This is a genomic window from Chryseobacterium indologenes (assembly GCF_018362995.1).
Taxonomy (GTDB): Bacteria; Bacteroidota; Bacteroidia; order Flavobacteriales; family Weeksellaceae; genus Chryseobacterium; species Chryseobacterium indologenes_G.
The window spans coordinates 3,534,451-3,548,782 of sequence record NZ_CP074372.1 but is presented as its reverse complement, the minus strand read 5'-3'; the positions used below and the strand labels follow the sequence as shown (position 1 = coordinate 3,548,782).

Genomic DNA, 14,332 nt, shown 5'->3' with positions numbered 1-14,332 from the left:
AATGTATAGTTTTTCACCAAAATTAAAATCAACTTCTATAATACTTCTTGTTGTAGGTTTAGTTCTTTTCGGTATTGGTTTCTTTATGAACAAAGGAATTTCTACTGAGAAAATAGAACACATGATGGAAGCTGTTCATGCTTCTGGTCATGATGCTCCTACACACTCAAGTGAAATGGTGGGACCTCAGGATCACGCAGCTCATTTAGAGCATGCTGAGCTTCAGGTTCACAACCAGCCATTAGCATCGCTGCACTTTGTAGCTGTCTTTTTCTTTGGAGTAAGTTGCGCTGTACTGTTCTTTTACTGTATTCAGCACGCAGCTCACGCAGGATGGCCTATTATCATCACAAGAGTAATGGAGGCTATTGCTTCTTATATTCCTTACGGTGGTGCAATCCTGGTTATCTTAATGATCCTAAACATCACTCATAATGGTCATTTATTCCACTGGATGGACCCTGAATTGACAAATCCAGAGTCTGCTCATTTTGATGTGATCCTATTTGAAAAGAAAAGATTCTTAAATATTCCTTTCTATGCAATAAGAACTTTAATCTATGTGATTGGTGCTTCTTTCTTTGCTTGGAAACTTAAAGCTCAGTCTAAAAAAGTAGACGAGACAAAATCAAAAGTGGAATATCAGTTCCTTTACAGATGGGCAGTAGGATATATCGTATTCTTCGGATTTGCTTCTGCAGCTTGGGCTTGGGACTGGTTGATGTCTATTGACCCTCACTGGTACTCTACAATGTACATCTGGTATTCAATGGTTAGCTGCCTTTCAAGTGGTATTGCTGTAATCATTTTATTAAGTGTCTATCTTAAGAAAAATGGTTTCTTACCACAGTTCAATGACAACCACTTACACGATTTAGGAGTTTTCCTTTTCGCTACAAGTATGCTTTGGACATATACATGGTTCGCTCAGTTCATGCTTTACTGGTATGCAAACGTTCCGGAAGAGGTTAACTACTTCTTCGGTAGATTCCAGCACTATGGTACTACGTTTTTACCAATGCTGATTGTAAACTTCTTATTACCGCTATTGGTATTAGTAAGCAGCAGCATCAAGAGAAACTACAAAGTAGTTACCACAATGGCAGTAGTAGTTATCTTAGGACACCTTTTAGATTACTTCAACATGGTAATGCCGGGAACGGTAGGACCATACTGGAACACTCCTGAAGTATTCTTGTTAATCCTTGGAGCAGTTCTATTCGTAGCTGGACTATTTATGTTTACTGTACTTTCAGCTTTATCAAAACTGAAGTTGATTCCTACAGGAAACCCATTCTTACACGAATCTGAAATTTATGAGTATCCTTTCTAAGGACTTGTAACAAAATAAAATTATAAAAGACTGATTGTTAAACAATCAGTCTTTTTTTATGCAATGACGCAAACAAGAATTTTCAGGCAACCATTTTCTGTTTTTCGAGTCTTTATATAAAAGTCGGTTGTATTATTAACGCCAAAAACAAAATACTCCAATGAAAAAAATTCACCTTTTTTACTTTCTATTCACTCTGATCTCCGTATTCACGAATGCACAGGTCATTACTTTTGTTTCTGAAAAAAATAATAACCCTCTTCCCAGAGTTTCCGTATTTGGCAAAGACGGCAGCATCCTCGCCTACTCTGATATTGATGGCAAGATTGACAAACAGTCACTATCTCCTGCTCAGGAAAAATTTCAGCTGGTTTATAATAACTTTCCGGTTGCCACACTATCCTATTCAGATTTTGACCAGCCAATCATTAAAATCAATGATCAGGTAAAAGAAATTGAAACCGTTGTCATCAAAAATAATAAGCCAGCCAAATACATTTTCATCAAAGGAAATTTTAACGCTTATGTAACCGTAAACAATAAACTAAATAGTTACGCAGACGGAATTGTAACCTACATTTTTGATAATAAATCAAAAAAACTGAAAAGCGCCAATGTAGAACAGTACAGAGTTTTCAGACTGGCAGAATCTAAAAATGAGAAAAAAGAAACTTCATCATGGGATTATGGAAATTCCCTGCAGCTTCCAAAACTTAAAAACGTAGGAAATCCGGAAGAATATAAAACAACAAAAAATATCATTAAAGAATTAAAAGGGGATCGCAAAGATCAGATCGAAGTAACTGGTGGCCTGCTTCAGGATAAAGAATTTTCTTTCTTAGGATACAGATTCTATGATATCAGAACAATTTTAAATATGTCCTTTGACAAGGGATCAGAAAAAACACTGAAAGATTTCCTGGAGTATAATGAGCTTATTTTTGTAAAACTAAAACATAAAAGCGAACCCAATTACAATCAGATAGCCGTTTATACTAACTTTTATCCCGCAGAACTTAATTTCAGTAATGACAATGATATTGAGAAAGTGAAATTCGATAAAGACAACAGCAATTACAAAACACCCTACTGGCAGGATTCATCATTTCCTAATATGCAGACCATTTTCAGCAGTTTTTTCAAAGGTGATCTAAAAGAGCAAACCAATAAAAAATAATGAAAACCCGGTTCAGAATCACTTTCCATGCTCTAAATATTCAAATTGAATTCTAAAATTAAAAGAACATCATCCTTTTCAGGAAAAAAATAATAATTAAGCAAAAAACATAAAGTAAAAAATAAAATCCGGTATTAATAAAGGTTTTATTAAATTTGCAACAAACCAAATAAAAATGAAAAAGTTTTCTTTTCTACTTGTTTTCAGTCTGTTGCTTTTTACAGCATGTAAGAAAGATCATGTAGATGCTACGAATACTAAAACACTGCAGTCAAGTATCAATGATATGACTTCCAGTTTACCAACCATTAAACAGATTAAGTTTAATGAGGCTCTTTATATCCTTAAAACATTTGGCGTAGAAGCCGATGGTGATGTAAACGAGCTAAAAGCCCTTGGAAAGCTGATCAACGGGAAAAAAGTTCCTGAGATTATGTCCCTGGCAGACGAAGTTGCGCAGAAAAACGGAATAGAATGGGCCAGTACTGCCCCTCCATCACTTGGAGAAATGAATATCTTCGGGGATGATAAAGCTAAAGAAAGCGATCCTAATGACGTAAAAGCAGGATCATTAAGCCTTATAACGAAACCTACAGGAGATGACGGAACCGGAGCTCCTACTGCTATTCAAATTGTACCAAGACTTGTAGATGCTGCAGGAAACCCGGTATCTTTTACAGGTGCAGGTCTGGAAGCAACCCTTGAAGTATTCAGTAACGGAGTAAGACTTGCTACCGCTAAAAACCTGATGCAGGATAATAACTTTAAAGGATTCAACCTAAAGTTCTCCTCTATTCCGGCAGCAAAAGTTGTAGATAACAAAATCGATATCACAGTTTCTGTAAAAACAACTGCGAAAACTTTCAAAATGTCAAAAATTGGTCTTGATGTGAATGCAGCAGCTCTGAAAGTTCCTGCCATTCCTAAAACCGATACAACAGCTGTACCCGACCAACCGAGTGCTGTAATAGATCCTAATAATCCATCTGCAACCACCGGAACAACTACAGATCCTGCAACAGCTAATCCATCAGCACCAGCTGCTCCAAAACAGCCAACTGCAGATCCTAAAAATACAGTAAGTAAATTTTTGAACAGCGTAAGTTCACAAAACTTAAAAGCAGCTTACGAAACAGCCAGCAATCCAAGCTGGGGAAGCTATGAGTCTTTCTCAAATCCTACTTCAGGTTTCGGATCTGTGAAAAATGTAAGCGTAAAGAATATTACTACAAGTGGTGCCACAGCCAACAGTGCAAGCGTAAATGCCACCTATGATGTAACGGATAAAAGCGGGAAGACAACTTCATTAAAAGTAACTTTCGGCCTTAAAAATGTAAACGGAGACTGGAAAATTTCCAGCTATAAAATTAATTAATAAATGGCTTCAGCAGAACTGATCAAAAAATTAGAAGAAACAATTGAAAATATCCCTGATTTTCCGATTCCGGGAATACAGTTTAAGGATATTTCACCCATCTTTTTAGACCCGAAACTTTACGAAGACGTGATTGCAGATCTTGCAGCCTTCAGTAAAGGGAAAGTGGATGCAGTCTGCGGAATCGAAAGCCGTGGTTATTTGTTTGGAATTGCAATTGCCGTAGCATTGGAAGTTCCGTTCATCTTAATCAGAAAAGCCGGAAAACTTCCTCCCCCTGTCATTTCAGAAAAATACGATCTGGAATATGGAAGTGCCATCATCGAAACCCGCGAAGGACAGATAAAACCGGGACAAAGAGTTTTGATTCATGATGATCTTTTAGCAACAGGAGGAACTACTGAAGCAGCAGCTAAACTGATAGAAAAACAGGGAGCAACTGTTTCCCAATTCAGTTTCCTAATTGGCTTACAAGGCTTGGGTGGTGACGAAAAGCTGAAAAAATTCGGTGCAGAGATCTACCATATTTTAGGATATTAAGATTTAATATATATGCTTCGACAGGCTCAGCATGACAACGCTAATAATTTACTTTGAGATGAAAGCAAGTAGTATTAAAAGTGTCATACTGAGCTTGCCGAAGCATCTTTTTTTTAATAAATTCATCATTCACAATTAACAATTCACAAGATTTCATCAATAATACTCAGAAAGTATTTTGTAAATCTCTCAGAAACAATTAAATTTGCATTTCAATTTTTAAAAACTTATGGCAAAATTGGGAAAGAGTGCTCAGAACGAGCAAGAAGGTAAAGAAACGGTTGAGTTCTTTAAAGACCTTGACAGAGAAGCTTTAAACACTGAAAGATTTGTTGAAAAATATTCAAAGCCTCTAGGTTTTGTATTTGGAGCATTAATTTTAGCAGTGTTAGGATTCTTCGCTTACAAGCAATTTGTAATTGCTCCAAAGAATGCTGAAGCTGTGAAAAGTTTCCTTTCTGCTCAAAAAAGTCTTACTGAAGGTAAAGATAAAGATGCTTTGGGTGGAAAATCTGCAGCTAACCCAGGTTTTGTAGGTACATATAACGAATATTCTTCTACTAAAATTGGTAAACTTTCATCTTATAATGCAGGTTTATTAAAGTTCAAGGAAGGAAAATTCCAGGAAGCTTATGATCTTTTAGATCAATTTTCATCTGACAACAAAACTTTAGTAGCAATGAAATACGGAGCTATGGCAGATGCTAAATCAGGTCTTAACAAAAATGATGAAGCTTTAGCTTTATTAGACAAAGCAGCAACAGCTTCTGATGATCCGTATACAGCATACTATTTCACAAGAAAAGCAGGTATCGTTGCTTTAGGATTAAAGAAAAATGCAGAAGCTAAAAAATACTTCTCTGCAATTGATGAGAAATATCAGGACTACGACAACGGAATGTCTGATTCTTATATTGAAATGACTAAATATTACTAAAAAATGGCAACAGTTAATCTTTCCGATTACAAGCCACTTCATATAACTAATGCCGAAGATTTTTCTATCGGCATTGTTTTTTCTGAGTGGAATGATTTTGTAACGTACAATCTTCGTGATGCAGCTTTGGAAATCCTTGAAAAAGAGGGGGTAAAACCTGAAAACATCAAACTTTTCTCTGTTCCCGGAGCTTTTGAACTCAACTATGCAAGCATGCAGCTTTGCAAAGAGAGAAAATATGACGCAGTAATTTCTATCGGGTGTGTAATCCGTGGGGAAACTCCTCATTTTGACTATGTATGTTCTGCAGTAGCACAGGGAATCAAAGACTGTAACATTATGACGGACACTCCTACAATTTTCTGTGTATTGACAGACGACACTAAAGAGCAATCTATCGCAAGAAGCGGTGGTGACCTTGGAAACAAAGGAGTTGAAGCAGCCGTTACAGCTCTTAGAATGATTGATTTCAAAAAGAAATTATCTGACAAAAAAGGAAATATCGGTTTCGGACACTCTTAACCGCAGATCACCTTAACAGTATATTGGGACTATTTTTTAATAGTCCTTTTTTATTGAAGTATAAAAAATCCTATTAATAAAAAGATGTTTTTGTTTTTTTCATCAAAAGTTCTGTACAAAAACTATCTTTGTGAAAACCAATAAAAACAGTCAATACATGTTTTTAAAAAAAATAAAACCGTTCCTATATTTAGGAATTTTCTATCTTATTATTTCATTGATAATAAGGACAGTATTCTTTTTTCATCCTATCACTACCGCTAGTTTTGGATTTTTCGAAGTCGTAAAAGTTCTGTTGATAGGTCTGGTGAATGATATTTTTGTATTCATTCTTGCCAGTACTATTCTCGCGCTTTATTTTCTCTTCCTTTCCAATTCAAAATATAAAAAACCTTACGGATATATTATTTTAGGAGTGCTGGTCCTGTTCTTCCTTTATATATGGCTTGTTCCTAACAACATTTTCAAGCAATACGGAGGTTCTATAATGGAAATAGCGCTTGTTTTTGTAGGAATAAAAACACTTTTCTTTGGATTGATGCTCTTCCTTCCTAAACAAAGAGTAAAGATTCGTAACATCTTATATTTCATCACATTATTATTATATGTTCTTCTAATTATCTTCAATGGCGTAAGTGAATACTTCTTTTACAATGAATTCGGAGTTCGCTATAACTTTATTGCAGTAGATTATCTGATTTACACCAATGAAGTGATTGGAAATATCATGGAAAGTTATCCTGTCATTCCTTTATTTTCAGGGATCATGATCGTTACGCTTACCATCACATGGTTCATTTATAAGAAAACAAAAGATGAGCTGCTGGAACTTCCGGATTTTAAACAAAAAATGGTTCTTCTGGGAAGTTTCATGGTACTTTGTGCGCTTAGCGTACTCGCAATTCCTTCTTTAATGCAAATCAGGTCAGATAATGTATTTGCAGATGAAATTGAAGCCAACGGACTGCCAAAGTTCTATTGGGCTTTTACGCATAATGAGCTGGATTACTTCCAGTTTTACTCCCAGATCAATCAACAGCAGGCTGAAAAGAATTTTCTAAGCCAGTACCCACAGCAGACATTATCAAGAAATATTGTTGCTGAGCAGCCTGAAATGAAGAAAAATGTAGTATTGATCTCTATCGAAAGCCTTTCTGCCGATTTCATGGAACATTATGGAAATACACAAAAAATCACACCTTTCCTTGACAGCCTTGCAGACAAGTCGCTGATGTTTACCAACCTTTATGCTACAGGAAACAGAACAGTACGCGGGCTGGAAGCTTTAACATTGTGTATTCCCCCCACTGCAGGAGAAAGTATCATCAAAAGAGATGACAATAAAAACAAATTCACAACCGGAAATGTATTCAAATCCAAAGGGTATGATGTCAAATTTTTATACGGAGGATACAGCTATTTTGATAATATGCAGGATTTCTTCCAAGGAAACGGCTATGATATCGTAGACAGAAACAACTTTAAACCGGAAGAAATCACTTTTGCCAATGTTTGGGGTGTTGCTGATGAAGATATGGCTACAAAAGCAATTCAGGTGATGAGTGCTGAAGCTAAGTCAGGAAAACCATTCTTCAATCATTGGATGACAGTTTCCAATCACAGACCATTTACTTACCCTGACGGAAGAATTGATATTCCGGGAACGGCAAAATCACGTGAAGGTGGTGTAAAATACACTGATTATTCGCTTAAACTGTTCTTTGAGATGGCTAAGAAACAAGACTGGTATAAAAACACTGTTTTTGTGATCATTGCAGATCACTGTGCATCAAGTGCCGGAAAAACAGAACTTCCTATGGATAAATACAGAATTCCTGCAATTGTATTTTCAGAAGGATTTATTCAGCCTCAGAAATTTGATGCTCTGATGTCTCAGATAGACTTAATGCCAACCGTTTTAGGACTATTGAACTTCAGCTACCAATCTAAATTCTTAGGTCAGGATGTATTCAAACCGGAATTCCAGCCTAAAGCTTATGTTGCAACCTATCAGGATCTTGGTTTTATAAAAGACGGACATCTGACCATTATTTCCCCGGTAAAAAAGGTAAAACAATATTCTTTGGAACTGGAAAAAAGCGATCTGGCTCCAGCCTTTAAACTGTATTATGACGAAAAATTATTAAAAAATCCAGACCAGAAACTGGTAGATGATGCTGTATCAGCGTATCAGTCTACATCTTACTGGCTAAAAACGAAACAACTTAACAGATAAATATCTAAATATTTTTAGCATATAATTTGGCGTAAAATATTTAAATTAACGAATAAATTTATTACTATGAAATGGACAGACGACAGAGGCGGAAACGTTGATGACCGCCGTGGTTCCGGAGGAGGAAGTGGTGGTATGATCGTAGGCGGAGGACTTGGAACTTTAATTATAGCAGCCATTGTATTCTTTTTGGGAGGTGATCCATCCGGTATTTTGAATTCCGGCAGTATGCAGCCTTCCGGAAATTCCGGAGAACAGAGAGAGCTTACAGCCGGTGAAAAACAAATCGGGGAAATGGTAAAAATGATGGATGCATGGAATAGCCAGACCTGGAATCAGATTTTTACTGAAAATGGAATGACTTATACCGATCCTGGTATTGTTCTTTTTGAAAACACCACTTCTTCAGCGTGTGGTACAGCTCAATCTGCCATGGGACCTTTTTATTGCCCGGCAGATCAGAAAGTATATATGGATATGAGTTTTTTCGGTGAGCTTCAGCAAAAATTCGGGGCGAAAGTAACGGAATTTACGGTAGCTTATGTTCTTGCCCATGAAGTAGGACACCATGTTCAGACTCTTTTAGGAACTACTCAAAAAGTGGATGCATTAAGAAGAAGCGGAAGATATTCTGAAGAACAGATGAACAGAGTATCCGTGGCTACAGAATTACAGGCTGATTTCTATGCCGGAGTTTGGGCAAAAAGAACAAATGACAGCAAACATATACTGGAACCTGGGGACATTGAGTCTGCCATAGATGCTGCAGAAGCCGTTGGAGATGATAATATTCAGAGAAGAGGCCAGGGATACGTCAATCAGGAAAGCTTCACTCACGGATCATCTGCGCAGCGTAAAGAATGGTTTATGAAAGGGTACAACACCGGAGATATCAGACAGGGGGATACTTTCAACCAATTATTAAAATAGTTTATCAAAATTATTCAGATTATATAAAATAAAAATGCGGCCTTAAAGTAAGGCCGCATTTTTATTTATTGCAATTCGATTGGATTAGAATTTTTCTTAGCTTCTTCCTTCACTCTTTCTTCCATTCTTTTCCTCATGTCCGCAGGGTTCTGATTTCCTCCACCGCCTCCCGGGCCTCTTCCTCCTCCTACTCTCATAGTAGTCGAGAATCCTCCTTGTCCGCCACCTCCTTGGGTCATGAATGACATTGGATCTGTTTTGAATTTCTGCTGCTGTTTCAGATAGTCTGCTCTTTTCACTTTTAATGTATTTCCAAACTGATTCAAAGCAGGCAATTCGGCAATCTTATAGTTTTTCATTAAATCAAAAGAATAATCTCCTTTATCATCTTCTACTTTTACGATCAGTCCCGGAAGCCCTCCGAACTTGTAAGGCCCATCCTGATAAGGAAGATCTGTTGTAAACCATGCCGTCCATTTTCTTCCTCCAAAATCAGTTTCAGCCTTCTGAACTTTATACTCTCCTATTTTTCTTGTTTCTGATTCTATTTTCCAGTTCAGCGGTCTGTCTTCTTCATACGAATAGATATCACGGCCAATTCTGTCTTTGAAATATGTCTTCTGATTAGTCTTATCCTTTTCTACGGAATAGTTGATATTCGTTCTCAGACTTTCCATCTGATCTCGGTTGATACTTCCTCTACCGCCACCTCCCTGAAAGGCTTTTTGCATGATAGAATCTCTTTTGATTCTGTTTTCAGAGTAAAATACAGATTTTTCCGGAGAAATATCCAGATAAGCATTTTCTGTCTTGATGTCTGTTTTATTTTCTGCATCGGGCTTCATAGTCACCTGATACACAAACCTGTTAGTTTGTGCAGAAACATTCTGTATGAAGAGTGCCAATGCGATAATACCTAATTTTTTCATTTATATTTTTTTTATTTTAATTCAATTGGATTCTGATCTATACTTCCGGCAAAAGAATGGTTTTCTGCAGAAGGATTCTGCTGCACAGGGAAACTTTGATTTTCGTTACCCATTCCCCGATGCATTCCACCACCTCCGTGGCCGCCGCCTCTCATTCCACCTCCGTTCATACCACCGCTGTGTCTTCCTCCGGCATTTACATTTCCACCTCCTGTATTTCCGGCTATAGCTTTTCTGTTTTTACCAAACTCCAGTTCCAGTGCAGCTTTATCACCATGAAAATTAACTCTTGTGCTTTGTTTAGCATCGGAATTTAATTGTTCTTCAAAAGCATTTTTAATGGTAATTTTTTTAGCAAGATCAAATTTATAATCTCCTTTATCATCTTCCAGCTTTACAATCAACCCTGGTAATCCTGAGAATTTATACGGTCCGTCAGACAAAGGAATTTCTTTTGTAAACCAAGCTGTCCAGACTCTGCCACCAAATTCCGCAACTGCTTTTTGAGCCGGATATCCGTTTTGTTTTTCAATAAGATTTGTTATTTCCCATTTTATAGGTCTGTCTTCCTGATAATAAATTTGTTTTCCTGCTGTTTTTTCATAATAATACACTTTCTGTTCCGGAATACTCTTCGTAATAAAATATTCAAAGAAAGTAGGTTCAAAATGTTGGGCACCTTCAGATTTTGAAAAATCTTTTTCTTCTTTTTTATGAGCTTCTTTCAATTCTGACCTGAACGAATTAAAAAGAGAATCTCTTTTTAATTTATTTTCACTGATAAATAAAGATCTATCTCCTTTTACATCCAGAAAAGTTCTTTCGCTTTTCATGCTAACCAGATTAATAGAATCCGGGTTTACCAGCGTTTCATAAACATATCTTGTGGTCTGTCCGTAAGACACTGCAGTGAGAAACAATACAAAAAAAATTATTATTTTTTGTCCCATTACCAATTTTCTTTATAGATAGAAAATACCTTTCAAGGTTAAAATCAGAAGTAAAATCTTCACATCAGGATAAGAAATTTATCAAACTTTAACATAAATCATCCCTTTTAAAACCCCTATTAATATCAGAATCATTAAAATAGATATCTTCGATTTGAGATTGCGGAAATTAGTTCGTATTTTTGCATCATTAAATCATTCTAAATAAATACAATGATAAAAGTATCAGACTATGCAAAGGAGAAAGCCATTCAGTTGATGACTGAAGATGGTTTTAACCCTGCTGAAGATTATATAAGAGTAGGGGTGAAAAGCGGCGGATGCTCTGGTTTAGAGTATGTTTTAAAGTTTGATAACCAAAAAACAGACACAGATCAGATATTTGAAGATAATAACATCAAAATTATTATAGATAAAAAATCCATCCTTTATTTGGCAGGAACAACTCTTGAGTATTCAGGAGGATTGAACGGAAAAGGGTTTGTATTTAACAACCCGAATGCATCCAGAACATGTGGATGTGGAGAATCATTTAGTCTTTAAGAAAAGGCCTTAGATCCTAGAGTTCAGATCTCAGAATCATTCTGAATTTTGAAATCTAAAATCTGAAATCTAAAAAAAAGTAATGAGTAAATATACAGAAGACGATTTAAGAGTCGATCTAGAAAATAAAAAATATGAATTCGGTTGGGAAACCAAAATTGATTATGAAGATTTCCCGATCGGTTTAAATGAGGATATCATCCGTGCCATCTCTGCTAAAAAAGAAGAGCCGGAATGGATGACTGAATGGCGTTTGGAATCTTTCAAAATCTGGTTGAAAATGGTAGAGCCTAACTGGGCGAATATCAAATATGAAAAACCGGATTTTCAAGCAATCCGTTACTATGCTGCTCCTAAAGTAAAACCGGAACTGGCTAGTCTTGACGAGGTAGATCCTGAATTGCTGAAAACATTTGCAAAATTAGGAATCAATATCGAAGAGCAGAAAAGACTTTCAGGAGTTGCTGTAGATATCGTAATGGACTCAATTTCTGTGAAAACTACTTTCCAGGATACGTTGGCAGAGAAAGGAATTATTTTCTGTTCAATTTCTGAGGCCATTAAAAACCACCCTGATTTAGTAAGAAAATATCTTGGAAAAGTAGTTCCGAGAGGAGATAACTTTTATGCAGCATTGAATTCCGCAGTATTCTCTGACGGAAGTTTCTGTTATATTCCCAAAGGGGTAAAATGCCCAATGGAGCTTTCCACTTATTTCCGTATCAACCAGGCAGGAACAGGACAGTTTGAAAGAACGCTTCTTGTAGCTGATGAGGGAAGTTACGTTTCTTATCTTGAGGGCTGTACAGCACCGTCAAGAGATGAAAACCAGCTTCACGCAGCGGTAGTGGAACTTATCGCTTTAGACGGAGCTGAGATCAAATATTCTACCGTTCAGAACTGGTATCCAGGTAATGAAGAAGGTAAAGGAGGGGTATTCAACTTTGTAACGAAAAGAGGACTTTGCGAAAGAAATGCAAAAATCTCATGGACACAGGTGGAAACAGGTTCGGCAGTAACATGGAAATATCCGTCTTGTATCCTTAAAGGAGACAATTCTATCGGAGAGTTCTACTCTATCGCTGTAACGAATAACCACCAGTATGCAGATACAGGAACAAAAATGATCCATATTGGAAAAAATACCAAGTCAACGATCATTTCTAAAGGTATTTCTGCAGGAAAATCTCAAAACTCATACAGAGGACAGGTGAAAGTAATGCCTTCAGCAAAAGGAGCAAGAAACTTCTCACAATGTGACTCTTTATTGATGGGTAATGAATGTGGTGCACACACTTTCCCTTATATTGAAATCAAAGATCCTACTGCACAGTTAGAGCACGAGGCAACGACTTCAAAAATCGGGGAAGATCAGATTTTCTACTGTAACCAGAGAGGTATTGATACAGAAAGAGCAATTGCTTTGATCGTAAATGGTTTCAGTAAAGAAGTTTTAAACAAGCTTCCAATGGAATTTGCTATTGAAGCACAGAAATTACTTGAGATTTCATTAGAAGGATCAGTAGGATAAAATAAATATGGTAGTTACAGAGAGATTAATTTTAAGAAAACCGGCAAAAGAAGATTTTGAACGTTTCTTTGAAATTAATCACGACCCTGAAACCAATATTCATAACCCAAGCGGACCCATGAGCTTTGAAAAAGCAGAGAATACATTTACAAAAATGCTTGATCATTGGGACAGCCATCATTTTGGAAGCTGGGCTATTGCTGAAAAGGAAAGCCCTGAAAATATAATAGGTTTTGGAGGACTGAGCTACAAACTCTACGGAGACAAAGAAAAATTGAATTTAGGCTATCGTTTTGCTTCCCAGGCATGGGGGAAGGGATATGCCACAGAATTCACAAAGAAAGCTATAGATTTTGGCTTTAAGGAGAACAATGAGGAAATATTCGCAATCGTTCGTCCTACCAATATAGCTTCTGTTAAAGTTTTGGAAAAGGCAGGTATGATCAAAATCGGGACTCTTAATGATGTTCCTGGTCAACCTGAAAGTTTAGTATATAGAATTCAAAAATAATTTGTTTAAGCAAATAAAATGTTAGAAATTAAAAACCTTCACGCCAGAATTGAAGATGGCGCAGAAATATTAAAAGGTATTAATCTTGAAATAAAGCCAGGCGAAGTTCACGCTATCATGGGGCCGAACGGAGCCGGGAAATCTACCCTTTCTTCTGTAATCGCAGGAAAAGAAGATTACGAAGTGACTGGTGGAGAAATTCTTTTCCAGGGAGAAGACATCAGTGAAGACGCTCCTGAAGATAGAGCTCACAAAGGGATTTTCCTTTCTTTCCAATATCCAGTGGAAATTCCGGGAGTTTCTGTAACGAACTTTATCAAGGCTGCTTTAAACGAAACAAGAAAAGCAAATGGATTGGAAGAAATGCCTGCAAAAGAAATGCTTGCATTAATCCGTGAAAAATCTGAAAAACTGGGTATCAAGAAAGATTTCCTTTCAAGATCATTAAACGAGGGATTCTCCGGAGGTGAAAAGAAAAGAAACGAGATCTTCCAGATGATGATGCTTAATCCTAAACTGGCTATTCTTGATGAGACCGATTCCGGATTGGATATCGATGCTTTAAGAATCGTAGCAGATGGAGTAAACCACTTTAAAAATGAAGGAAATGCAGTTCTTTTGATTACACACTATCAGAGATTGCTTAACTATATTCAACCTGACTTCGTTCACGTTTTAGCGGATGGAAAAATCATCAAAACCGGTGATAAATCTTTAGCATTAGAACTTGAAGAAAAAGGTTACGACTGGCTTCTTAACTAAGAAGAAGATATATTATTTCAGAGATTATAATTTTGCGGTCATTGATAACATTCTGT

At 36.7% G+C, this 14,332-nt stretch carries 14 protein-coding genes; 12 read left to right on the top strand and 2 right to left on the bottom strand.

From position 1 onward, the window contains the following. The first annotated feature begins 1 nt into the window (after window position 1). From DYR29_RS16125 to ypfJ, 8 genes are all read left to right on the top strand, one after another. Entirely contained in the window at window positions 2–1,333 is a 1,332-nt protein-coding gene (locus DYR29_RS16125) for a hypothetical protein (RefSeq protein ID WP_047422176.1), read from the top strand. Between the two features lie 160 nt (window positions 1,334–1,493). After that, window positions 1,494–2,510 (top strand): hypothetical protein, encoded by a 1,017-nt coding sequence (locus DYR29_RS16120; RefSeq protein WP_213277672.1) that lies wholly within the window; start codon window positions 1,494–1,496, stop codon window positions 2,508–2,510. A 175-nt stretch (window positions 2,511–2,685) separates the two neighbouring features. Beyond that, window positions 2,686–3,885 (top strand): hypothetical protein, encoded by a 1,200-nt coding sequence (locus DYR29_RS16115; protein ID WP_213277671.1) that lies wholly within the window; start codon window positions 2,686–2,688, stop codon window positions 3,883–3,885. Between the two features lie 3 nt (window positions 3,886–3,888). Next, on the top strand, window positions 3,889–4,425 hold the full coding sequence (locus tag DYR29_RS16110; RefSeq protein ID WP_142717322.1) for an adenine phosphoribosyltransferase: 537 nt from the start codon (window positions 3,889–3,891) through the stop codon (window positions 4,423–4,425). A gap of 229 nt (window positions 4,426–4,654) precedes the next feature. Beyond that, window positions 4,655–5,362 carry a tetratricopeptide repeat protein gene (locus DYR29_RS16105; RefSeq protein WP_213277670.1) on the top strand — a complete coding sequence of 236 codons (708 nt, stop codon included), beginning with the start codon at window positions 4,655–4,657 and terminating at the stop codon, window positions 5,360–5,362. Window positions 5,363–5,365: 3 nt separating this feature from the next. Then, window positions 5,366–5,884, top strand: coding sequence for a 6,7-dimethyl-8-ribityllumazine synthase (ribH, locus tag DYR29_RS16100; protein ID WP_213277669.1), 519 nt, complete (start codon window positions 5,366–5,368; stop codon window positions 5,882–5,884). A gap of 157 nt (window positions 5,885–6,041) precedes the next feature. Then, the gene (locus tag DYR29_RS16095) at window positions 6,042–8,120 is read left to right on the top strand and encodes an LTA synthase family protein (RefSeq protein ID WP_213280643.1); all 2,079 of its coding nucleotides are present in this window, start codon (window positions 6,042–6,044) and stop codon (window positions 8,118–8,120) included. A 66-nt stretch (window positions 8,121–8,186) separates the two neighbouring features. Then, window positions 8,187–9,050: a KPN_02809 family neutral zinc metallopeptidase gene (gene ypfJ, locus DYR29_RS16090; RefSeq protein ID WP_213277668.1), complete on the top strand. Its 864-nt coding sequence runs from the start codon at window positions 8,187–8,189 to the stop codon at window positions 9,048–9,050. 65 nt (window positions 9,051–9,115) lie between these two features. On the opposite strand, the gene DYR29_RS16085 is transcribed toward ypfJ, so the two are convergent. Further along, window positions 9,116–9,979: a GLPGLI family protein gene (locus DYR29_RS16085; protein WP_213277667.1), complete on the bottom strand. Its 864-nt coding sequence runs from the start codon at window positions 9,977–9,979 to the stop codon at window positions 9,116–9,118. Window positions 9,980–9,990: 11 nt separating this feature from the next. Next, window positions 9,991–10,929 (bottom strand): GLPGLI family protein, encoded by a 939-nt coding sequence (locus DYR29_RS16080; RefSeq protein ID WP_213277666.1) that lies wholly within the window; start codon window positions 10,927–10,929, stop codon window positions 9,991–9,993. A gap of 213 nt (window positions 10,930–11,142) precedes the next feature. Between DYR29_RS16080 and DYR29_RS16075 the strand changes: the two genes are divergently transcribed. The 4 genes from DYR29_RS16075 to sufC all read left to right on the top strand — a co-directional run bounded on the left by DYR29_RS16075 (window position 11,143) and on the right by sufC (window position 14,276). Beyond that, window positions 11,143–11,472, top strand: a complete 330-nt coding sequence (locus tag DYR29_RS16075) for a HesB/IscA family protein (protein WP_027372006.1) — start codon at window positions 11,143–11,145, stop codon at window positions 11,470–11,472. Window positions 11,473–11,554: 82 nt separating this feature from the next. Beyond that, window positions 11,555–13,003: a Fe-S cluster assembly protein SufB gene (sufB, locus tag DYR29_RS16070; protein ID WP_047422168.1), complete on the top strand. Its 1,449-nt coding sequence runs from the start codon at window positions 11,555–11,557 to the stop codon at window positions 13,001–13,003. A 7-nt stretch (window positions 13,004–13,010) separates the two neighbouring features. After that, a complete protein-coding gene (locus tag DYR29_RS16065) occupies window positions 13,011–13,514 on the top strand; it encodes a GNAT family N-acetyltransferase (protein WP_213277665.1) in 504 nt (167 codons plus the stop codon). Between the two features lie 18 nt (window positions 13,515–13,532). Continuing rightward, window positions 13,533–14,276 (top strand): Fe-S cluster assembly ATPase SufC, encoded by a 744-nt coding sequence (sufC, locus tag DYR29_RS16060; RefSeq protein WP_213277664.1) that lies wholly within the window; start codon window positions 13,533–13,535, stop codon window positions 14,274–14,276. The last annotated feature ends 56 nt before the right edge of the window (window positions 14,277–14,332 follow it).

Bases quoted from the DNA above. Each gene is read 5' to 3' on its own strand.
- DYR29_RS16110 (WP_142717322.1), top strand. From the start codon at position 3,889: ATGGCTTCAGCAGAACTGATCAAAAAATTAGAAGAAACAATTGAAAAT.
- DYR29_RS16080 (WP_213277666.1), bottom strand. From the start codon at position 10,929: ATGGGACAAAAAATAATAATTTTTTTTGTATTGTTTCTCACTGCAGTG.
- ypfJ (WP_213277668.1), top strand. From the start codon at position 8,187: ATGAAATGGACAGACGACAGAGGCGGAAACGTTGATGACCGCCGTGGT.
- DYR29_RS16095 (WP_213280643.1), top strand. From the start codon at position 6,042: ATGTTTTTAAAAAAAATAAAACCGTTCCTATATTTAGGAATTTTCTAT.
- ribH (WP_213277669.1), top strand. From the start codon at position 5,366: ATGGCAACAGTTAATCTTTCCGATTACAAGCCACTTCATATAACTAAT.
- DYR29_RS16120 (WP_213277672.1), top strand. From the start codon at position 1,494: ATGAAAAAAATTCACCTTTTTTACTTTCTATTCACTCTGATCTCCGTA.
- sufC (WP_213277664.1), top strand. From the start codon at position 13,533: ATGTTAGAAATTAAAAACCTTCACGCCAGAATTGAAGATGGCGCAGAA.
- DYR29_RS16075 (WP_027372006.1), top strand. From the start codon at position 11,143: ATGATAAAAGTATCAGACTATGCAAAGGAGAAAGCCATTCAGTTGATG.
- DYR29_RS16125 (WP_047422176.1), top strand. From the start codon at position 2: ATGTATAGTTTTTCACCAAAATTAAAATCAACTTCTATAATACTTCTT.
- DYR29_RS16065 (WP_213277665.1), top strand. From the start codon at position 13,011: ATGGTAGTTACAGAGAGATTAATTTTAAGAAAACCGGCAAAAGAAGAT.
- DYR29_RS16105 (WP_213277670.1), top strand. From the start codon at position 4,655: ATGGCAAAATTGGGAAAGAGTGCTCAGAACGAGCAAGAAGGTAAAGAA.
- sufB (WP_047422168.1), top strand. From the start codon at position 11,555: ATGAGTAAATATACAGAAGACGATTTAAGAGTCGATCTAGAAAATAAA.
- DYR29_RS16085 (WP_213277667.1), bottom strand. From the start codon at position 9,979: ATGAAAAAATTAGGTATTATCGCATTGGCACTCTTCATACAGAATGTT.
- DYR29_RS16115 (WP_213277671.1), top strand. From the start codon at position 2,686: ATGAAAAAGTTTTCTTTTCTACTTGTTTTCAGTCTGTTGCTTTTTACA.